This is a genomic window from Pseudomonas sp. Z003-0.4C(8344-21) (assembly GCF_900104975.1).
Lineage (GTDB): Bacteria > Pseudomonadota > Gammaproteobacteria > Pseudomonadales > Pseudomonadaceae > Aquipseudomonas > Aquipseudomonas granadensis.
Genome location: NZ_LT629756.1, coordinates 3,271,956 through 3,292,532, shown reverse-complemented (window position 1 = coordinate 3,292,532; position 20,577 = coordinate 3,271,956). Strand labels below are relative to the sequence as shown.

General features: G+C 59.2%; 16 protein-coding genes. 4 read left to right on the top strand and 12 right to left on the bottom strand.

The features are described 5' to 3' along the window. Positions 1 to 912 precede the first annotated feature (912 nt). From BLU24_RS15035 to BLU24_RS15020, 4 genes are read right to left on the bottom strand one after another with little or no spacing between them, the layout of a single operon-like run. Complete coding sequence (locus BLU24_RS15035) at positions 913 to 1,998, bottom strand: polyamine ABC transporter substrate-binding protein (RefSeq protein WP_093101578.1); 1,086 nt, start codon at positions 1,996 to 1,998, stop codon at positions 913 to 915. Between the two features lie 58 nt (positions 1,999 to 2,056). Next, complete coding sequence (locus BLU24_RS15030; RefSeq protein WP_093101575.1) at positions 2,057 to 2,401, bottom strand: cupin domain-containing protein; 345 nt, start codon at positions 2,399 to 2,401, stop codon at positions 2,057 to 2,059. Between the two features lie 31 nt (positions 2,402 to 2,432). Beyond that, positions 2,433 to 3,839 carry an NAD(P)/FAD-dependent oxidoreductase gene (locus BLU24_RS15025; protein ID WP_093101572.1) on the bottom strand — a complete coding sequence of 469 codons (1,407 nt, stop codon included), beginning with the start codon at positions 3,837 to 3,839 and terminating at the stop codon, positions 2,433 to 2,435. A gap of 52 nt (positions 3,840 to 3,891) precedes the next feature. Further along, positions 3,892 to 4,707, bottom strand: coding sequence for a helix-turn-helix domain-containing protein (locus tag BLU24_RS15020; RefSeq protein ID WP_093101569.1), 816 nt, complete (start codon positions 4,705 to 4,707; stop codon positions 3,892 to 3,894). Positions 4,708 to 4,969: 262 nt separating this feature from the next. Here BLU24_RS15020 and BLU24_RS15015 point away from each other — a divergent pair, with 262 nt between their 5' ends. Continuing rightward, positions 4,970 to 5,242, top strand: a complete 273-nt coding sequence (locus tag BLU24_RS15015) for a DUF1652 domain-containing protein (protein WP_093101566.1) — start codon at positions 4,970 to 4,972, stop codon at positions 5,240 to 5,242. A 50-nt stretch (positions 5,243 to 5,292) separates the two neighbouring features. Here the strand turns inward: BLU24_RS15015 and BLU24_RS15010 are convergent, their stop codons facing one another. Next, entirely contained in the window at positions 5,293 to 7,767 is a 2,475-nt protein-coding gene (locus BLU24_RS15010; protein ID WP_093101562.1) for a UvrD-helicase domain-containing protein, read from the bottom strand. A 253-nt stretch (positions 7,768 to 8,020) separates the two neighbouring features. Between BLU24_RS15010 and BLU24_RS15005 the strand changes: the two genes are divergently transcribed. After that, a complete protein-coding gene (locus BLU24_RS15005) occupies positions 8,021 to 8,716 on the top strand; it encodes a pirin family protein (RefSeq protein ID WP_093101556.1) in 696 nt (231 codons plus the stop codon). Between the two features lie 149 nt (positions 8,717 to 8,865). Here the strand turns inward: BLU24_RS15005 and pgm are convergent, their stop codons facing one another. The 4 genes from pgm to BLU24_RS14985 form a co-directional block, all read right to left on the bottom strand. Continuing rightward, positions 8,866 to 10,512 (bottom strand): phosphoglucomutase (alpha-D-glucose-1,6-bisphosphate-dependent), encoded by a 1,647-nt coding sequence (pgm, locus tag BLU24_RS15000; RefSeq protein ID WP_093101553.1) that lies wholly within the window; start codon positions 10,510 to 10,512, stop codon positions 8,866 to 8,868. A 105-nt stretch (positions 10,513 to 10,617) separates the two neighbouring features. Further along, positions 10,618 to 12,018 carry an aminotransferase-like domain-containing protein gene (locus tag BLU24_RS14995; protein ID WP_090288528.1) on the bottom strand — a complete coding sequence of 467 codons (1,401 nt, stop codon included), beginning with the start codon at positions 12,016 to 12,018 and terminating at the stop codon, positions 10,618 to 10,620. Between the two features lie 49 nt (positions 12,019 to 12,067). Then, the gene (locus BLU24_RS14990) at positions 12,068 to 13,534 is read right to left on the bottom strand and encodes a hypothetical protein (protein WP_093101550.1); all 1,467 of its coding nucleotides are present in this window, start codon (positions 13,532 to 13,534) and stop codon (positions 12,068 to 12,070) included. Positions 13,535 to 14,085: 551 nt separating this feature from the next. After that, the gene (locus tag BLU24_RS14985) at positions 14,086 to 15,108 is read right to left on the bottom strand and encodes a zinc-dependent alcohol dehydrogenase family protein (RefSeq protein ID WP_093101547.1); all 1,023 of its coding nucleotides are present in this window, start codon (positions 15,106 to 15,108) and stop codon (positions 14,086 to 14,088) included. 269 nt (positions 15,109 to 15,377) lie between these two features. Here BLU24_RS14985 and BLU24_RS14980 point away from each other — a divergent pair, with 269 nt between their 5' ends. Further along, on the top strand, positions 15,378 to 16,292 hold the full coding sequence (locus BLU24_RS14980) for a LysR family transcriptional regulator (RefSeq protein WP_093101544.1): 915 nt from the start codon (positions 15,378 to 15,380) through the stop codon (positions 16,290 to 16,292). A gap of 129 nt (positions 16,293 to 16,421) precedes the next feature. On the opposite strand, the gene BLU24_RS14975 is transcribed toward BLU24_RS14980, so the two are convergent. From BLU24_RS14975 to BLU24_RS14965, 3 genes are all read right to left on the bottom strand, one after another. Then, entirely contained in the window at positions 16,422 to 16,862 is a 441-nt protein-coding gene (locus tag BLU24_RS14975) for a RidA family protein (RefSeq protein WP_093101541.1), read from the bottom strand. Positions 16,863 to 16,927: 65 nt separating this feature from the next. Then, complete coding sequence (locus tag BLU24_RS14970) at positions 16,928 to 18,241, bottom strand: flavin-containing monooxygenase (RefSeq protein ID WP_093101538.1); 1,314 nt, start codon at positions 18,239 to 18,241, stop codon at positions 16,928 to 16,930. 101 nt (positions 18,242 to 18,342) lie between these two features. Beyond that, the gene (locus tag BLU24_RS14965) at positions 18,343 to 18,960 is read right to left on the bottom strand and encodes a TetR/AcrR family transcriptional regulator (protein ID WP_090283496.1); all 618 of its coding nucleotides are present in this window, start codon (positions 18,958 to 18,960) and stop codon (positions 18,343 to 18,345) included. Between the two features lie 176 nt (positions 18,961 to 19,136). On the opposite strand from BLU24_RS14965, the gene BLU24_RS14960 reads away from it, so the two are divergent. Continuing rightward, on the top strand, positions 19,137 to 20,519 hold the full coding sequence (locus BLU24_RS14960; protein ID WP_093101535.1) for an aspartate aminotransferase family protein: 1,383 nt from the start codon (positions 19,137 to 19,139) through the stop codon (positions 20,517 to 20,519). Positions 20,520 to 20,577 lie beyond the last annotated feature (58 nt).

Genomic DNA, 20,577 nt, shown 5'->3' with positions numbered 1-20,577 from the left:
CAATGGAACAGTTTTTGTCCGATAGCGACGATCCCGGCGAGATCGTCCTATCACTCGCCCAATGAAGGCGTAAGAAACCTGACACAATTCGAAATGTTGCGTAAAGGATTTTTTTAGTTCGAAAAAGAGTGTTCCGGGTAAATGGCCGAAAACATGGCACAAGACGGTTGAAGATTGCTTGAAGTTGCGCAGGGAATGGGAAATTGTCTGACGATTTTCTATTTAAATATTAAATATCGGTAAGTTGTATTTTGTTAGGTGCGTCGCACTTTACTGGTGCGGCGATATTGGATTGATATCAGATGCTATATGGAGTGCATACTCTTCAAAGCGGCGTCACCCGCAAAAGCCCCTCACCCTAGCCCTCTCCCGGAGGGAGAGGGAACTGACCGGGGTGAATGTGAGATCTACGCCGACCTGGAATACCGAGTCGTACGCGATTTTCAAAGCCAAAGCAGATCGGCTCCCTCTCCAGGGGGAGAGGGCTGGGGTGAGGGGCAGCCACACCACAAATCCAAAGCCAAACGCCCCGCTTCTAACCACTCCTTACAATGAGCGCCAGCTCGAGTGCCCTTGATCTTGCCTAACCGGCCCCATCGGCAGGCTGAGTGGAGGGATCGATCAGGGCGTGGGAGCGCAGCGACCGTCTGGCGCAGCCAGACACAGCGGAAGGAGGTGCAGCGAAGCAAACCGTAGCCGCTGCGCCCGGATCGGTCCCGGAGCGAAGGGACCCGAGCCTGCGAGGGCCGAACGCAGGGGCCCAGCGTTTTGGTTACTTTTGGGCGTCTGCAAAAGTGACCCGCTGTAAGAGCGGAACCGCCAGCCGCAACACTCAAAGAAACGGATATACACCCAAAACCCCAGAAACCTGGTCGGCCCAGAGGCCGCCAAGTCCAAAGCCCCAAAAAAAGCTCAACTCCCCGTACGGATCTTGTTCCAAACCCGCGTCCGGATCCGATCGATATTCAACGGCATCGCCTCCAGCGCAAACAGCTTGCCCATCATCTCCGGACTCGGATAAACCTTCGTATCGTTCCTGATCGCCGGATCAATCAACCCATCCGCCTGCTCATTGCCATTGGCGTAATGCACATAATTACTGATCCCGGCCATCACCTCAGGCCGCAACAGATAGTTCATGAACGCATACCCGGCCTTTTCATCCGGCGCATCAGCCGGCATGGCCACCATGTCGAACCAGATCGCCGCGCCCTCCTTGGGAATCGCATAACCAATCTCGACGCCGTTCTTCGCCTCTTTCGCCCGGTTCTCCGCCTGCAAAATGTCCCCGGAAAACCCCACCGCCACGCAAATATCGCCATTGGCCAGATCACTGGTGTATTTCGACGAATGGAAATAGCTCACATACGGCCGCACTTTCATCAGCAGCGCTTCGGCTTTTTTATAGTCCTCGGGATTTTTGCTGTGGTGCGGCAGGCCCAGATAATTGAGCGCCGCCGGCAGCAATTCCGGACCGTTGTCGAGAATCGCCACCCCACACTTCTGCAGTTTCTCCATGTTCTCGGGCTTGAAAATCAGGTCCCAGGAATCCACCGGCGCGTTGTCGCCCAATACCGCTTTGACCTTGGCGATGTTGTAGCCAATACCCGTGCTGCCCCACAGATACGGAAAACCGTGCTCGTTGCCCGGGTCATTGGTCTGCAACGCCTTGAGCAGCACCGGATTGAGATTCTTCCAGTTCGGCAACTGGCTCTTGTCGAGTTTCTTCAGCGCCCCGCCCTGAATCTGGCGTGCCATGAAATGGTTGGACGGAAACACCACGTCGTAACCGGATTTACCGGTCATCAACTTGCCGTCGAGGGTTTCGTTGCTGTCGTAGACGTCGTACGTCACGCCGATGCCCGTGGCTTTTTCGAAATTTTTGGTGGTGTCCGGCGCGATGTAGTCGGACCAGTTGTAAACCTTGACCGTTTCCGCGGCCTGAGCAAGGGAAACGGCGAGCATCAGCGGTGCCAGAGCGAGGGTCTTGCGGATCATGGATCGATTCCTGTGTGGGTTGTCTTTCTTGTTGGCAGGCAATCAAAGGATCAAATAATCAGAAAATCAGCACGTAGCTCTTGCGCACGGTTTCCTGGATGTCCCAGATACCGAGCGTGTTGGCTGGCAACATCAGTGCGTCGCCACCTTGTATGTGCAGGGTTTCGCCACCGTCATCGGGGGTGAAGGTGCAACGTCCGGAAATGAAATGGCAGAACTCCTGCGCGGTGATCTGCCGGCGCCAGCGCCCGGGCGTGCATTCCCAGACCCCGGTTTCGACGCCATCGTCGCGCTCAACGCTGGTGGTCGAGGCGATCGCGACCGACTCGCCGATGGGCACGGCCACCGGGCTGGATTCGTCGAGTTGTAACGTGGCGGTATTCTTGAACTGGGTGATGCTCATGGGCTTACCTGTTTTTGGAAATGAACGACGCTTAATGCATGAAACCTTCCATGAAACCGGCGACCCGGCTGGCGAGTTTGCGTCGCCACGGTGCGGTCGCCGGATTCGCCAGGGTCTGGTCCTCGTGGACGAAGCTTTTGATGATCGCGTTGTAACCGAGCCAGCGGCACGGCTCCGGCTCCCACGCGCGCAAGGCGTGAATGCCGCCGTCCGCCAGCACCCAAGGCTGATGGACCAGCTCGCTGTCGCGTTCAAGAATCAGATCGGCCAGGGTGCGGCCGCCGAGGTTGCTGGCACCGACACCCTCCCCGCCATAACCGCCGGACAGCGCAATACCGTTGGCGCGGTCACAGAGCATGTGCGGCTTGAAATGTCGCGACATACCGAGATTGCCGCCCCAGGCGTGGGTGATCTGCACGTTTTTCAGCTGCGGGAACAACTCGCCGAACAGATAACGCCGCAGCTCGACTTCGTCACGGCTCAGATCAAAGTTGTGTCGCAGCTTGCCGGCGAACTGGTAGCCGCCGCGTGCGCCGAAGATCAAACGATTGTCGGCGCTGCGCTGGCCGTAAGTGACCTGGCGGCTGAATTCACTGAAGGCCTGCCCGCGATTGAGGCCGATTTCGTCCCAGGTTGCCTGCGACAGCGGCTCGGTGGCGACGATCAGGCTTTGCACCGGCAACTGATAGCGGCCCAGCGGTGGCAACGTTACCGAATAGCCCTCGACTGCCGGCACGATCCAGCGGCTGCGTACATTGGCCCTGGCCGTGCGCAAACGGCCGGACTGCCATTGCGTGACCGGGCTGTTTTCGTAGATCTTCACCCCCATATTCTGCACGGTACGCGCCAGCCCCCGCACCAGTTTCGCCGGGTGAATGGTCGCTACATGAGGCGCGTAAATGCCGCCGTATGGCTTGGCGATGCGGATCTGTTGCGCCAGTTGTTCCGGGCTGAGCCAGCGGTAATCGTCGTCGGTCAGGCCTTGGGCATGCAGTTTCGCCAGATAGTCGCACAGGTTCGCTTCCTGCTCCGGATAACGCGCCGCGCAGTAAAGCACCCCGCCCTTGCGATAATCACAGTCGATACTTTCCTGTTCGAGGACGACCTCTACCTCATCGGGAATGCTGTGCAGCAGATCGAATGACGCCCGGCGCTGCTGCGGCGACAATCCGGCGAGCAAGCGATCCTCGCCGAGCAAATTACCCATCAACCAGCCGCCATTGCGCCCGGACGCGCCGAAACCGGCGGTTTGCGCTTCGACAATCGCAATGTCGAGGCCCGGCGCGTGTTTTTTCAGGTAATAGGCCGTCCACAGCCCGGTGTAGCCGGCGCCGATAATCGCCACATCGACGTCCAGGTCCCGCTCAAGCTCAGGTCGCGCGGTCAGCGACTCGTCGAGCTGGTCCATCCACAAACTGATCGTGCGCCACGCCGGCATGCCAGACTCCGCCACTTGAAACCTTCGATGGCGTCGATCCTAGTGGCAGTCCTTAGCCAGTGTCTTGCGCGCGTGCCCGCAAAGAAATTTGTTTGACGTAGGCTTTGGGCGACTGGCCGGTGTGCTGGCGGAAACAGCTGTAAAACGCCGACAACGAATTGAAACCGGCGGCAAACGCCAGCTCATCGATGCGCAGCGGCGGCACCGCGCTGTCGAGCGAACGCAGCAAATGCTGCAGGCGCGCCTGATTGACATAGCGGTAGAAGCTTTGCCCGAGCACTTGATTCAGCAGGTAGGAAATCTGGTTGCGACTGTAGCCACACTCCTTCGCCACCCGCTGCAAATCGAGTTCAGGGTCGAGGTACGGCTGCTGCTTTTCGAAATACTGCTGCAGGTCTTCGGCCATAAAACTCAGCTGGCGCGGCGACAGTCCCAGGCGACTCTCTGCCGGGCGCTGGCTTGACGAGGCAGTGCCATCTGCTTGCGTACGCACCAGCGAGGCATATTCATTGACCCGCCAGATCAGCCCGTCCTTGACGGTGATCGCCTCGCTCGAGCGAAACGACACCAAGCCGTCGCCGCCGCGCAACGTCACTTCGTATTGGATGAACGCGGTGTTGCCATCGACGCGAATGCGGTCGCAATGCTCAAGCAGTTCGTCGGATTCTCGCGGCATGCTGACGCGCACGTATTCACGCAGCTCATCAAGGCCCAGCACGCGATTCTGAAAAAAATCGTTGTACTGGATGTCCGGGTGATACAGCGCCATGACGCTGTCCAGATCGCGATGTTTCCAGCTCAGGTGATAGCGCATGACCGTGCCAGCCGTGGCTTGGGTCTGTTCGGGGCCGTCATCATCGTCGTGCATGGAAGGCTCGAAAAAAAGAACCGAGCTTGCCCAACATTGGCATTGGCGGCAACGAAAAATCAGTGATGGCCATTTGGCAAGCTCTCGCCTCGACGTGATCCACATCAAAAAAATCGCTGCAATCGCCAAATGGACTGAAAATTCTCACGAGAATTTCACAACTGGATGCTACTTTTAATAACTGTCACCGGTTGAGCCAATGAAGGCTCTTCCCACCTAACATGAGCAAACGGAAGCGCTCGATGAAGAAGGCGGGCAACACATGAATAAAGGGTTTAGCAAAGTCACGTTCCCCAATGCATGCCAGCTGATGCGCTGGCATTTTCATCCCATGGGTTTCGAAGCAACGATGGACGCGCCAGGCAGCATGGTCGCCCGTCTGTTCGATCGCGCCAGTGGGGAAACCATGATTGCCATCGCCGGTATTCCCTGCGCGACGGTCATGAATGCGGCAGACGTGGAACGAATCATCGAGGCTGTGGAGGATGAGCTGGAAGCTTTCATTCCTCCAGAGTCTTTCAGGAGTTACGCCTAGCCTGTTGATCTACAAAGAAAAAAGCCCGCAGTGTGCGGGCTTTTTTGTGCTCAGGTGGTTTGTCTGACCTTGCGCTGATCAGCAAAGAACGGCTTGTTGCTGGCGACCCGATCGGACGCCCGTGGCATGTTCACCGCTTGCGCATCCTGCGGTTCAACGTACCAGTAGCAATGGCTGACCGCACGGGTGATGCCGACATAGGCCAGGCGCAGGATTTCGTCTTTCTGCGCATTGTCATATGGCTCGCTGTCGCCCGCTTTACCCAACCCGGCCATGCGGTAAACCTGATTCTTGTACGGCGAACTGGTCAGGTGCTGACAATCGCCGAGCAGGAACACCGCATCGGCTTGCAGGCCTTTGGCACTGTGATAGGTCAGCTGCTTCAGACGCCGAGCTTCGTACGGCAAGCTCGAATCTACATTAAGTACCGGTTGAATATGCTCAGCTATCAATGACTTATCGCTGCCTTTTCGATAAAGCATCAAGATTGAATGGCCCTGGCGATAGTGCTCGGACAGGCGCTCGGCCAGTGCCTGATCGTCGCGGTCGAGAACGTTGACCGCGTGCAACGGCTTGGGCGCACCGCTGGCCTTGGCCTTTTTGCCCGGGATGGCCGGCGCCGCGCGGACGATATGTTCGGCGGCGTCGATGATGTGCTGGTGGCTGCGGTAATTGTCGCTAAGCATCACACGCGTGGTGCTCGGCGACGGGAATTCCTTGTCGAACGCCATGAAGTAACTTGGCGAACTGCCGCGCCAGCCATAGATCGACTGCCAGTCATCGCCAACGCACAGCAATGACGAACGCTGCGCCCCGCGCCCGACGTGCATGGCCGGACCTCGGCTGCGGATTTCAGCGAGGCTTGCGCGGATCCAGGAAACGATCTGCGGCGAAACGTCCTGAAATTCGTCAATCATCAGGTGCGACAGCGGCCGGAGCAGCTCATCGCTTAGCAGCTTGAGGTTTTCCGGCGAATGCTCGCTGAACAAGGCGAACATCCGGTTATAGGTCATGACCGGTGGTTTCTGATCGAGCAGATGATCTTCGAAGGCGCGCCAGAACAGGCTCAGCGCCTCGAAGAAAAACCGGTCCGAATCGTCTTTGGCGAAACTCATGCGACCGACTGCGTCAGGCACATCCAGCCCCAGGTTCTCGATAAACCCAGCCGCGGCGACAAAACAATCGAGCAGCGGCGCCGAAGCCAGCTCGCCCTTGACCTTGTATTCGAAGCCCGGCCCGGCGCTGGCATCCCCGGCCAAGGTTGCCAGGATGCGCTTCGACGACTCGTAACTATCCAGCCAGATCAACGGCTTACGACAGAAAGCTTGAAAAAGGGTGCGTTTGACTGCCCATTCGGCACGCACGCTGAGCTTGGCGTTGGGCCGGGAAAGCTGAGGGTTTTCGCGATGATCGAAACCCAGCACTACCCAAGCATCCAGACTCGGGATGTAGCCATGACTATGGAATTTCGCACCATTGATCTCAAACGTCTGCCGATTCGGTTCGATGCCCTTGATCGGCCACGCACCGGCGCGAAACCACAGGTCCTCGATCACATCGCAGAGCTCTTCATCACGTCGGGCGGCCAGCTCCGTTACCGCTACACGCTTTTGTACGTCCGGGTGATCGCGCTCCAGCTCCTTCAACTGCAAACCGGCGCGGGACAACGGCTGAATCAACTGACGGAAACGCTCATCCTGGTTAAACAAGCGGTGATAGCAGGCGTTGAGCTGCTGGCGCTGCGCATCATTGATGCGCAGGTCAAACGGGTTGCTGTCGACCTCTTCGGCAGCGCCCTGCGCTCTGTCACTGAGGTTCTCGAAAGCCTGCAAACGCTCGAAACCGGGCAAGCTGCGCACCATCGGCAGAATGCGCGAATGAAAGGTGCGCACCAGTTCGCGAGCCTGGCGCAGGTTCACTGCCAAATCCCAGAGTGCGAACACTTCGATCAGTTTGTTGATGAAATCCTTGCGTGACTCGCGAGTGAAGGTCACCACAGTCATTGAATCCAGCTCGAAACCCAGATAGTGCTTGAGCAGCAGGATACGCAGCACCAGCGTGGTCGACTTACCCGCGCCGGCTCCGGCGACCACCGAGGTCGACGCCGTTTCGCTGAAGATCATCTTCCATTGCGCGGCGCTTGGCTGCGCGTGGGCAGGCAACAGGCGCGCGACATCGGCTTTCATGCGTTTTTTAAGTTCGGCGGTCAGCGGCAGTCGCCAATCGTCGAACAAATGATTGTCGACGCTGGGCGGGCGGTACTCGGTGTTGCGGCTGTCGCGTATCAGCAGCACCTGGCGGCCTTCCTCCAGCCCTTCGAGCTTGCCTTGTTTGAAGCCGTAATCGACACCAGCGGTGTGCCCGCTGCGAAAGCCATCCGCCTGCCCGTGCAACCAGGACGCACGGTGCTGCGCGCGCAAACGGGTCAGACCATGGCCGAAGAAACGTGCCGCCAGGCGTTTGAACCAGGGCATCTCGGCCAAAGGACGAAGTTCGGGAGGGAGATCGGGGGTGTGTTGCGCCACGAAGACGGCTCCAGTGTGAGGCTGAGGCGGCTATGGTGTCTGGATTCGCCGCGCGTTTCTAGCGAAATGCTTATGGGTCATCGGTTTAGGCGATGAAATGAAAGTCGGGTGAGATGCTTTCTTTTCCCCTTTCATCAACCTATTCGATAGTAATGCCGCATTTTTTACGCTTTTTATCGATAGTTAAGGGGTAGATGATCGCCGTCATAAACCACCGGTTTCGCCCTGTGACGAACCTTTTGCGGAGACGATCATGCTTGAACTCAGACCTTTCAATTCGCTGGGCGCAGCCAATCATGGCTGGCTCGACGCCCACCACCATTTCTCCTTTGCCGAGTATTACGACCCGCAACGCATGAGCTGGGGCAATCTGCGCGTCTGGAATGACGACGTGATCGCCGCCGGCAGCGGTTTTCCGCAGCATCCGCACCGCGACATGGAAATCATCACCTATGTACGTGAAGGTGCGATCACCCACCAGGACAACCTTGGCAACAAGGGCCGCACCGAGGCAGGTGACGTGCAAGTGATGAGCGCTGGCACTGGCATTGCGCACAGCGAATACAACCTGGAAGCTCAGGACACGCGGATTTTCCAGATCTGGATTCTGCCGACTGAAACCGGCGCGCCGCCGTCCTGGGGTGCCAAACCGTTTCCCAAAGGCCAGCGTGAAGGTTTTGTAACCTTGGCCAGCGGCAAGGACGGTGACGACCAGAGCCTGCGAATCCGCGCCGATGCGCGTTTGGTGGCGGCCAATCTCAAGGCTGGGGAAACTGCGGAATACCGTCTGGATGAAGGCCGCCGTGCGTATCTCGTTCCGGCCACTGGCGTGATTGAAGTCAATGGCTTGCGTGCACAAGCTCGAGACGGCGTTGCGGTGGCGCAGGAGCAAGTGCTGACCGTCACGGCGGTTGAAGACAGTGAAATTGTTCTGGTGGATCTGGCTTAAAGTTCTCGATCATCCAACGCCGCATTACCAGGTCGACAAATGCCTCAAGCCGCCCACATTCAGTCCCCTCTCCCTTTGGGAGAGGGTTAGGGTGAGGGAAAAAAGGGGCAACCATCACGGCTGCCCCTTTTTTTACACCTTGGTGAACATCAACGGCTGGAAATCGCCCCATCCACCAATGCCTGCGCTTCAACCACCAGTTGCTTGAGGTGGTCATCACCGATAAAGCTCTCGGCGTAAATCTTGTAGATGTCTTCAGTGCCCGACGGCCGCGCAGCGAACCAGCCGTTCTCGGTCATCACCTTCAGACCGCCGATCGCCTGATCGTTGCCCGGTGCATGGCTGAGAATGCTCTGGATTTTCTCGCCAGCCAGTTCGGTCGAGGTGACCTGCGCCGGCGACAGCTTGCTCAGCAGCGCTTTCTGCTCTGGATTGGCCTTGGCATCGACACGCACCGAGAACGGTTCACCCAGTTCATCGGTCAGCGCCTTGTACGCCTGGCTCGGATCGCGCCCGGTGCGTGCGGTCATTTCCGCAGCGAGCAATGCCGGAATCAGACCATCCTTGTCGGTACTCCAGACGCCACCGTCCTTGCGCAGGAACGACGCACCGGCACTTTCTTCGCCGCCGAAACCCAGCGAACCATCGAACAGGCCCTCCGCGAACCATTTGAAACCGACCGGCACTTCGTACAGCCGGCGGCCCAGACGCTTGGCGACACGGTCGATCAAGCCGCTGCTGACCACGGTTTTACCTACGGCAGCATCGGCGCGCCATTGCGGCCGGTTCTGGAACAGGTAATCGATGGAAACCGCCAGATAGTTGTTCGGCGCCAGCAGACCACCGGACGGCGTGACGATACCGTGGCGATCATGATCCGGGTCGCAGGCAAATGCCACGTCGAAACGTTCTTTCAGGCCAATCAGGCCTTGCATCGCGTGGCTTGACGACGGGTCCATGCGAATCTGGCCATCCCAGTCAACGGTCATAAAGCGGAACGTCGCATCGACTTCTTTATTGACCACTTGCAGATCCAGACGGTAATGCTCGGCGATCGCCGACCAGTAGCGCACCCCGGCTCCGCCCAGCGGATCAACGCCCAGACGCAGCTTGGCGTCACGAATGGCATCGAAGTCGATCACATTGATCAGGTCGGCAACGTAGGTATTGACGTAGTCATGGCGATGGGTGGTGCTGGCCTTGAGCGCCTGCTCGTAGCTGATGCGTTTCACGCCGGCGAGCTTGTTGGCCAACAGTTCATTGGCCTTGGCTTCGATCCACTTGGTGATATGGGTGTCGGCTGGTCCGCCATTGGTGGGGTTGTATTTGTAACCACCGCTTTGTGGCGGATTATGCGACGGCGTGATGACAATGCCGTCCGCCAGACCCGAGGTGCGGCCACGGTTGTAGCAAAGAATGGCGTGGGAAATGGCCGGTGTCGGGGTGTATTCGTCACCTTCGGCGATCATCAGCGTGACACCGTTGGCAGCCAGAACTTCCAGCGCGCTGGCCCCGGCCGGGGTCGACAGCGCATGTGTGTCGATGCCGACGAACAATGGCCCGGTAATGCCTTGCGCTTCGCGGTACAGGCAAATCGCCTGGCTGATTGCCAGAACGTGCCACTCGTTGAAACTCAAGTCGAACGAGCTGCCCCGGTGTCCGGAAGTACCGAACGCCACACGCTGAGTGGAAATCGACGCGTCGGGCTGTCCGGTGTAGTAAGCCGTTACCAGTCGCGGGATGTCGACCAACAGTTCTGCCGGTGCCGGTTTGCCCGCAAAAGGACTGAGTGTCATGCAAAACCTCTGAAATGGAGTGATTCAGGAATAGAGCGCAGTTTACTGGCAGTTTGACCGTAGTGCGACGGGATCTATCCGGGACTCTTCCGATGTTTTTTAACGTCAGTCAACGGGGGCCAGACGCAAGGCGTCACCGAGCAACCCGACCACACTGGCCAGATCACGCTCACCATGACCCAACGCGCTCAGACGCAGATTCTGCCCGTGCAGCCCCTGCAAGCTGAACAACTCGCCCGGCGCCACCACGATCTGCTGTCTGAGCAGGCGCTGGAAAACCTGAACCATATTGACCGGCCGCAACGACCGCACCCATACGGTTGCGCCGCCCTCGGGCTCGACGACATCCAGCGCGTCGCCCAGGCGATCGCGCAACAGCGCGATCAGCGGCGCGCGACGCTCCTTGAGCATTCTTCGCAAGACCGCCAGATGCTGGTCCAGTCGCCCGCCACCCAGCAGTCTGGCAATGGCTTTCTGGCGAATCGGTGACAAGCGGAACGCGCGCAACAAAAAGTGCCGCTGCAGCTCATGACGCCAATGTCGCGACAACAGAAAACCGAACGGTGCCTCGGCGCCGATGAATTTCTCGAATGTTGAAAACACCAGCAACCGTTCAGGATCCAGCCAGTCACGCAAGGGCTGTGGGCCCTCGCCGTCATGCAGTTCGCTGTAGCAGTCGTTTTCCAGCACCCAGGTGCCGTGCAATGCCAGTAAATGCGCAATCGCCTGCTGGTTACTCAACGGGCGCAGACTGCCGCGCGGCATGTTCAATGCAGACGACACCAGCATCAAGCGCACCGGTTCGTGCGTTAACAGCGACTCGAGCTGTTGCGGGTCCACCTGCCCTCCGCCCAGCAGCGGCAACTCGATGACGTGCACCTGGGCCGCCTGCAACAGACGCAGGATCACCCAGTCGCATGGAGACTCGACGACGACGGTGGCGCCGCGCAATTGCAGCACCGAAATCAGTATTTCCAGTACCCCACGCAAATCTGCACCGATATAGACGTCGTCCGCGCGCCAGTAATTGGCGGTCGAGGTGGTGTAGCGCGCGGCCAATACCGTACGCAGCTCCCGCTCGCCGCACGGTTGGATCAGCGAAGACGGCTGGCGTGGATACTGGCGCAACAATTCGCGCTCGAGCATCAACAACGGACTGTCCAGTGGCTGCAGTGAAGCCGGGTCGTCAGCGCTCAGCACGCACATGCCCGGACGTCTGGCGTTGACGTACACCGTTTCCAGCAAATCATGGCAGCTATCCGGCGAATCCATGTCGTGTAGCGCCTGGGCGTAATACCCGGACTTGGCGATCGAGTAGACCCGCCCTTCCTTTTCCAGCAGCGAATAGGCGTACTGCACCGTCGAGATCGATACGCTGAGCCGGTCTGCCAGTTGTCGCAGCGAGGGCAGACGCACTGCTGCGCCCTTCCCGGCTTCGTCTATCAACGATGTCAGATATCGATAAACCGCCTGATAAACGAAGTCATTATCCCTCGACGCTTTCACAATCCCGTATCCGTGGGCATCCATTCATCTCCTGGCAAACTGCTCATGGTCAGCCTTTTGCCGAGCGGTCTGCTGGTGGCTGTGCAGTGGCGCCATGGTCGTCCAGGCTCGGCGAGGCGGCCTGGTCTGGAGCGGATAGACGAAACGGCCCCATCGCATAGAGACGCACGATCAACCGCAGCGGCAGCCCGCTGACATCAGTCATCCACTTCACGACCTGTTCCGGGGCATGCAGCCCTTGCATTGCCCGGTGCAGATCCGGGATCGCCACCAGCATGCCGGGGTGACAATGGCGCAGGAACCGCTCAAGACCCGCGCCGCCATCGATGAACGGGGCAAACAGCAGGCATGTCAACTGGATCTGGTTCAAGTCGAAACTGGCCAGCAACGCACCTTCCGCCTGTACGCTCAGTTGATCGAGCTCCCGCAAATGGCCGAAACTGGCCAGCAGTTGCTCGCAAACCGATTCGGGTACCTGTTTCTGCCGCATCGTCAGCAAGCTGCTCGCCAGATAATCACTGACACCCTCGTCGTAGGTCCGACCTTCGATGAATTGCGCCTGCAAACCGCGCAGATGCGCAGCCACCACAGGCTCTACGTGTTCATCGTCGGGCTGATAGAGCGTCATGTCGTCCGCCTGGAAACCGAGGAAATCACTGAGCAATGGCCAGCGCTCCTCAAGCTTGCCGACAATCATGTCGTTGATATGAATGAAACTGGTGCGCCGACAGGCTTCAAACTCACCTTGCGGACGCCAGACCACCCGCTCCTCCTCTGGATAAAACTCACGGTAATAATCGCCACCCAGCGCATCGAGCAAAGGAAACAGTCTGTCGAAACCGACATTGCTCACCTGAGGCCCGGCGATGCCGGCCTTTTGCACCGCCCGGTCCAGCCCGTCCAGAAAATGCTGCTGACGGCGCGTTGATTCGCTGCCGACCATGGCATCAACGCCATGATTCCAGCGCGCGATCTGGCCGTAGAATTCGGCGCTGGCAAGATAGGCGTCGTCCCACAAATGCAGCGGTTCGTCCCAGTTACGGCGGTGCCCGAGCAACAGCAGATTAAGGCGATTGCCCTCGCGACCTGCATCGCTGATCGGCGTCTGATGATCAAATGGCACGACTTGCCGATGGTCCACCATCACCAGTTCGACCCGTGGATCGTCATACAGAAACAAGGCACTGTAGCTGCGATGCATGTTCTGGAGCGACGTCTGGCTGCTGCCGTTCCAGCGCAGATTGGCCACTCGCAGTTGAAACGTCGCCGGCGCACGACTCGCAATGCTCAACTGTGCAGCGCGCAGCAAGGCCAGGGTGTAACAGCTGTCGCGCGACCCGGACTGGTTCACCAGCACCCTGAATTGACCGATGTGCTCCATGCCGCCCGCGGCCACCGCCAGCCGTTGAATCAACAACTGCAGGGCCGTGCGTTCAGCACGGGAGAAAAAACTCAGCAAGCGTTGCAATACTTGCTGGTAGACATAGTTCATTGCTTGATCATGGATCGTGCTCATCGGTATTTACCCGGAATCGAAAGTTTCATGCCGCACTCACGGAGACACCCGTAGCGGACAATTCATCAATAAGTAATAGACGCTCAAATGCTAACACTTACAACTTTGAAGTTATTTGAAACACTTGAGCTGGCGAAACCCCCAAGGATTGCCTTTTTTGGTCTCAAAGCCCTGTATTTAAGGGGTTATCCTCGTTCACCGTTCGTCCTAGGAAATTTCCCACGGGGTCCGAAGGCAAGTGAGTACAAGAAAAAGAGAAGCGGTTTCCGAATCGTCTTACAGCATTTAAACAGAAGTTGCCGTTATCAACAGATTCAACAGTTAGATGTCGCGCAGGACAAATAGAATGCACAGCCATGGCTCATTCCTTGAGATGAAAGTAATCATTCAATTATCAGGGCTTATATGGCGATTAGAAGATACAGATCGAGAGCAAAAACCAGCTCAGTTGTTCAACAGGCACGCGGATGGCGCCTCAACAAGCGTGGGTTGTCGCAAAGGGAGAGTAAACGCAGAGGAGTCCGTGGGACCACGGACTCCGAAGGCAGGGCTTACGCCGGTTCGACTTGCAGGGCGACCCGTTCGCGGCACGGGCATTCGTCCATGTAGCGATGTGCTTCGACGAACTCGTTGAACGCGAATACACGGGTTTTCAGTGGCAGCAGTACGCGGTCAGCGGTCAACTGATTGATGTCACGCAACGCGCGTTGCAGGGCGACGCTATCCTGCGCGATACCCAGCTCGGGCTTGCCGGTGAAATTGCCGATGCAATGCACAAAGAACTGGATGTTCTTCTGAAACGCTGCGCAGGCCGGAAACGGCGTTTGATTGCCGCCCTGCAAGCCGTACAACACCAGACTGCCGCGCGGTGCCAGCACATCGCCGAGCAATGACATCTGCGGACCACCGAGGCCATCGAACACAACGTCGACACCGCGGTTGTCGGTGATCTTGTTGATTCGCATCAACAGATCTTCCTCTTCGGTCACGATCACCTTTTCTGCGCCCAGAGACAGCAGATACTCGCGCTCCTCGGCTTCCTTGGTCGCGGCAATCACCCGCACACCCAGCGCCTTGCCCAACTGGACAAACGACGGGCCGGCGCAATGGCTGGCGTCCGTGACCAGAGCGAACTGCCCCGGTTTGACCCGCGCCAGATCGGCGTAGGCAAAGTAGGCGATCAGCAGCGGCGTGTAATGAACGCTGGCTTCGATCGGGCTGAGGACATCCGGATAACGCGTCAGCGCGGTCCGCGGCAGCACGATCGACTCGCCGTAAACCGGATAGTCGTTGGGGCTTTCAGCAGGGAAACTGGCGACCTTGTCGCCCACGGACAGGTCCTCGACGTCGGCACCGACTGCGGTGACCACACCGGCCATTTCATGGCCAAGGCCCGAGGGCAGACGCGCCTGGGACGAAGCCAGGTTCTGACGCCAGAGGGTGTCATACCAGCTGATGCCGATGGCTTCGACACGCACCTGCACTTCGCCAGGACCTGGCTGAGCGGCCGCATGCTCTTCGCATTTGAGCACCTCGGCCGGACCAAACTTGTGAAAACGGATCGTGCGGGACATCGCAAACCTCGTCAAAGTAACCTCTAATGCCATGAACTCTATCTGGGCTTTCGACCCAAGACCATCAGTGGCTATTAATAGTCGACATGCCTGTCATTGATTCCGCAACAGGGGCGGCATTGGCATAAACCTGCAAAAAAGCGCTGCCGCCGTCTCGTAAAAGCTGAATTTCCGGTGCAGAGTACCAGCCTTTCCCCGTAAGATTCATGCCGGCCATTGTTCTCATATGGCCGCTCTCGTCAAGCTTGATGACTCTGCCAGGACTCCAGATGAATCGTAATGACCTGCGTCGTGTCGACCTGAACCTGTTGATCGTATTCGAAACATTGATGCACGAACGCAGTGTGACCCGGGCGGCAGAAAAGCTCTTTCTCGGACAACCGGCGATCAGTGCGGCGCTGTCGCGCCTGCGCAGCCTGTTCGACGACCCGCTGTTCGTACGCACCGGGCGCAGCATGGAACCCTCTGCCCGCGCGGTGGAAATCTTCGCCCTGCTCTCGCCGGCCCTCGATTCGATTTCGACCGCCGTCAGCCGCGCAGCCGATTTCGACCCCGCGACCAGCACGTCGGTATTTCGGATCGGTTTGTCCGACGACGTCGAATTCGCCCTGCTGCCGATGCTGCTCAAGCGTTTGCGCGCAGAAGCACCGGGCATCGTGCTAGTGGTGCGCCGGGTCAACTACATCCTGATGCCAGGCCTGCTCGCCTCTGGCGAAATCTCGATCGGCGTCAGCTACACCACCGACCTGCCCGCCAATGCCAAGCGCAAAGTCCTGCGCCGCAGCGCCCCCAAACTGCTGCGCGCCGACACCGTACCCGGCCCGCTGAGCCTCGACGATTACTGCGCCCGCCCGCATGCACTGGTGTCATTTGCCGGCGACCTCAGCGGCTTTGTCGACGAAGAACTGGGAACACTCGGGCGCAAGCGCCATGTGGTGCTCGCCGTGCCGCAATTCAATGGATTGGGAACGCTGCTGGCGGGCACGGACATCGTTGCGACCGTGCCGGATTACACCGCTGATGCGTTGACGGCCGCAGGCGGACTGCGCGCCGAAGACCCGCCGCTGCCGACGCGTACGTTTGAACTGCACATGGCCTGGCGCGGGTCGCAGGATAATGATCCGGGAGAGCGCTGGTTGAGGTCGCGGATTCAGATGTTTTTTGGGGATCCAGATAGCCTGTAGTTCCAGGTTTCACTTGGAGGCGAGGGCTTCTGACAAGCTAGCCCCCCTCCAAGTCCTGATGCTCAAAGCCCTGCTGATCCAGGCAGCTCCAGCCCAATGCCGTCCCCCCAAGCGTTGCCCATCAAAGCCTCACTCACCCTGCCCCACTTGCCAACCGTCCGGCACCACAGCAATCACGTCAATTTCCATCAGCCATTGCGGCTGCCCCAGCCCGGAAATCACCAGCCCGGTGGAAATCGGGAACACACCCTTGAGCCACTTGCCGACCTCCTGATAGACCGGCTCGCGATAGCGCGGGTCGATGATGTAGGTGGTGGTCTTGACGATGTGCGACAGCTCCGAGCCCGCCTCTTCCAGCAACTGTTTGACGTTTTTCATCGCCTGCTCGGCCTGGGCGCGTGGGTCTCCAAGGCCTACAAGATTGCCTTCGAAATCGGTGCCGATCTGGCCGCGTACGTAGATCGTGTTACCCGCCCGAACGGCCTGACACAGATCGTTATCCAGCGACTGGTTCGGGTAGGTTTCCTTGGTGTTGAACATGCGAATGCGGGTATGCGTAGGTTGTGCCATGTGGGGCTCCCTGGAAGCAGAAAGTTGCCCGCGCCGCCCGTCCGGGTTCGGCGCGGAACGCGGATTCAGGCCGTCACGACTGATGCCGGCGCCGTTGAAGCAGCGTGCTCGGCCTGACGCTCGGTGGCGTCCCGGTATTCAAGGTATTTGCGCTGGGTGGCAATGTGATCGGCGACGTATTTGGCGTCGTGCCATACCCCCCAGATGAACGACGAGCCGCGGCGCGACTGCCACGGCAGACCGAGGAAATAGATGCCGGACTCGGTCGACACGCCACGCTGATGCCGGGGTTTGCCTTTTTCATCGAAGGCATCAACGTTCATCCAGCTGTAGTCGGTGGCGAAACCGGTGGCCCAGATGATGGTGGTGATGCCAGCCTCGGCCAGGTCCAGTTCGAGAATCGGTTGGCTCACGCATTCCGGGTCGGGGAACACGCGACGGGCTTCAGGCTCCAGCGGCAGGTTCAGCCCGTTGCGTTCGATGTAGGCATCGGCGGCATCGAGCACGGCCAGATAGTTCTCGTCACCACGCGCCAGGTTTGCCGCCAGGTCCGGCTGGAAAGTCGCCACGCCGTCGCTGAAAGACCGGGTCACGCCGACCAGTGTCATGCCGCGCTGCGCCAGTTCGCGGAAGTCCACCGTGCGCCCGCCATGGGCGCCACTGACCGCGATGGTCACGTGCTCACGGCCAGGTTTCATCGCCGCCTGATCCCACTCGCCGAGCACGCCCAGCCACCAGCAGAAATCGCGATTGCGATACGCGCGCGGCGGCCGGTCATGCTGGCCGACCGACAAGTAAACCTGCTTGCCGGCGCGCAGCAGTTCATCGGCGATTTGTGTGCCGGACGATCCGGCGCCCACCACCAGCACCGCGCCTGCGGCCAGTTGCTGCGGGTTGCGGTACTGTGCGGAATGGATCTGCGTCAGCCGCTCATCTTGCGGTGCGATGGCTGGAATCACCGGTTTCTGAAAAGGACCGGTTGCCACCACCACGCGATTGGCCTGGATGACGCCTTGAGAGGTTTCAACGGTGAAACCGGGACGCCCGACGTTGCGCTCAACCTTGCGCACTTCAACGCCCGTGCGAATCGGCGCTTTGAATTTGCGGGCGTAGGCTTCGAAGTAATCGGCCACCTGCTCTTTGTGAGCAAAGCCGTCGGGGCTCAAACCGGCAAACTCAAGGCCCGGAAAACGGTCGTGCCAGGCCGGTCCGTTGGCGACCAGCGAATCCCAGCGTCCGCTGCGCCAGGCCTCAGCGATCCGGCTGCGCTCCAGGACCAGGTGAGGGATAACCAAATGGCTCAGGTGTTCGCTCATGGCCACGCCTGCCTGACCGGCACCGACCACGAGCGTATCGATTTCAATGTTTCCAGCTGTCATACCTGTGTCCTTCACGAAGGCGGGTGTGGACGCATTCTGTGCAGGATCAGGGGATAGCGAAATTATGATTTTTGTCGTCGCAGAGCAGGAAAAACCTAGGGCTATGCTTCGCCCGGGTCGCTCAACATCCCGTGGCACATCAACCCCAGCACGCTGCGCATATGCGCCGCATGAGCCTCGCGATCCGGCACGGCTTCAGTGGCCAGGCGGATGAACGCCAGGTTCGCGTACTGGTTGAACAAGGTCGCGGCGACCTCGATATCGACTGATGGGCGAACCTTGCCCCGGTCTTGAAAATGCTTGAGCAGAGCCTTGGCTTCCTCGACCACCGCCGCGTTCCACGGCTGAAAGGCGTGGGACAGGTCTCCCGTGAACAGGAATGGCGCCAGTTCGCGCCACAGCGACGCAGGCATCGCGCGCAGTTGATATCGGGTCATCAAGCCTTCGAGTTCGCACAGCGCGTCGAGCGGGTCCGAATTGTCGTCCAGATTCGCCCTCGCCTCGCGCATCGCCAGTTCGTCGGGGGCCTTGAGCAATGCGAGGAGAATGTCCTGCTTGCCCCCGAAATAATTCACCACGGTGGGCGCTGAAACGCCCGCCTCGTTGGCAATCTGTTCCAGCGTGGTCGCGCTGAATCCATTGGCTTTGAACAACCTCAGCGCCGCCTCGGCGATCACCTGTCGGCGCTGTTCTTTTTGCCGTTCTCTTAATCCGCTCATGGCGCCCTTGCACTCGCTTTGCGATGCCGCTCAGGGTACGGACTTGCGTTTTTCCCCACAAATATTTTCTTTACAAAAATATTTTCAAGTGCCAAAACTTATACCGCCACAAGCCCTCGGCAACCGCTTGCCCCTCGCCCTCACCCGCATCGGGCGCCCTCACCCGGAGACACGCAATGTCCAACGAACTCGATCCAACCCGCACCACACGTGACTATCAGGCGTCCGATGCCGCCCACCACATCCACGCGTTTGTCGATCAGAAAGCCCTCAACGAGGAAGGCCCGCGAGTGATGGTCAGGGGCGATCGGCTGACCTTGTGGGACAACGACGGCCAACGTTATCTGGACGGCATGTCAGGGCTGTGGTGCACCAACCTCGGCTACGGGCGCAAGGATCTTGCCGCTGCCGCCAGCGCTCAGCTGGAGCAGTTGCCCTACTACAACATGTTCTTTCATACGACCCATCCGGCGGTGATCGAGTTGTCGGAACTGCTGTTCAGCTTGCTGCCGGCGCACTACAGCCACGCGATCTACACCAACTCCGGTTCCGAGGCCAACGAGGTACTGATTCGCACGGTGCGCAAGTTCTGGCAGGTAATGGGCAAGCCCGAAAAAAAGGTCCTGATCGGCCGCTGGAACGGTTACCACGGCTCGACACTGGCGGCGACGGCGCTGGGTGGGATGAAATTCATGCACGAAATGGGCGGCACGATTCCGGATGTCGCGCACATCGACGAGCCCTACTGGTTCGCCCATGAAGGTGATTTGACCCCTGAAGAGTTCGGCCTGCGCGCAGCGCGTCAGCTGGAAGACAAGATCCTCGAACTGGGCGCCGACAAGGTGGCGGCGTTCGTTGCCGAGCCGTTCCAGGGGGCTGGCGGGATGATCATTCCACCGCAGACCTACTGGCCGGAAATCCAGCGCATCTGCCGTCAATACGACGTACTGCTGTGCGCCGATGAAGTGATCGGTGGCTTTGGTCGCACCGGCGAATGGTTTGCCCACGAGGCCTTGGGCTTCGAGCCCGACACGCTGTCCATCGCCAAGGGCCTGACCTCGGGTTATATCCCCATGGGCGGGCTGATTCTGTCGCGACGTATGGCCGAAGCGCTGGTGGAAAAAGGCGGCGTCTTTGCTCATGGCCTGACCTACTCGGGCCACCCTGTGGCGGCGGCGGTGGCGATTGCCAACCTCAAGGCGCTGCGCGATGAGGGCGTGGTCACTCAGGTGAAAAACGACACCGGGCCGTACCTGCAGAGCTGCCTGCGCGAGGTGTTCGGCAATCACCCCTTGGTGGGCGAAGTGCAAGGCATCGGACTGGTGGCGGCGTTGCAGTTCGCTGAAGACAAGGCCACGCGCAAACGCTTCGTCAACGAAAACGACATCGCCTGGCGCTGCCGCACCATCGGCTTCGAAGAAGGCATCATCATTCGCTCCACCCTGGGGCGCATGATCATGGCCCCGGCGTTGGTCGCCACCCGCGCGGAGCTGGACGAACTGGTGGACAAGACGCGCATCGCCGTGGACCGCACCGCCCGCGAGTACGGGCGCCTGTAACCGGGCACGTCGGACTGAGAAGTTTTTCCGTAACCCGGCTCCACAAAAAACCTCGTTT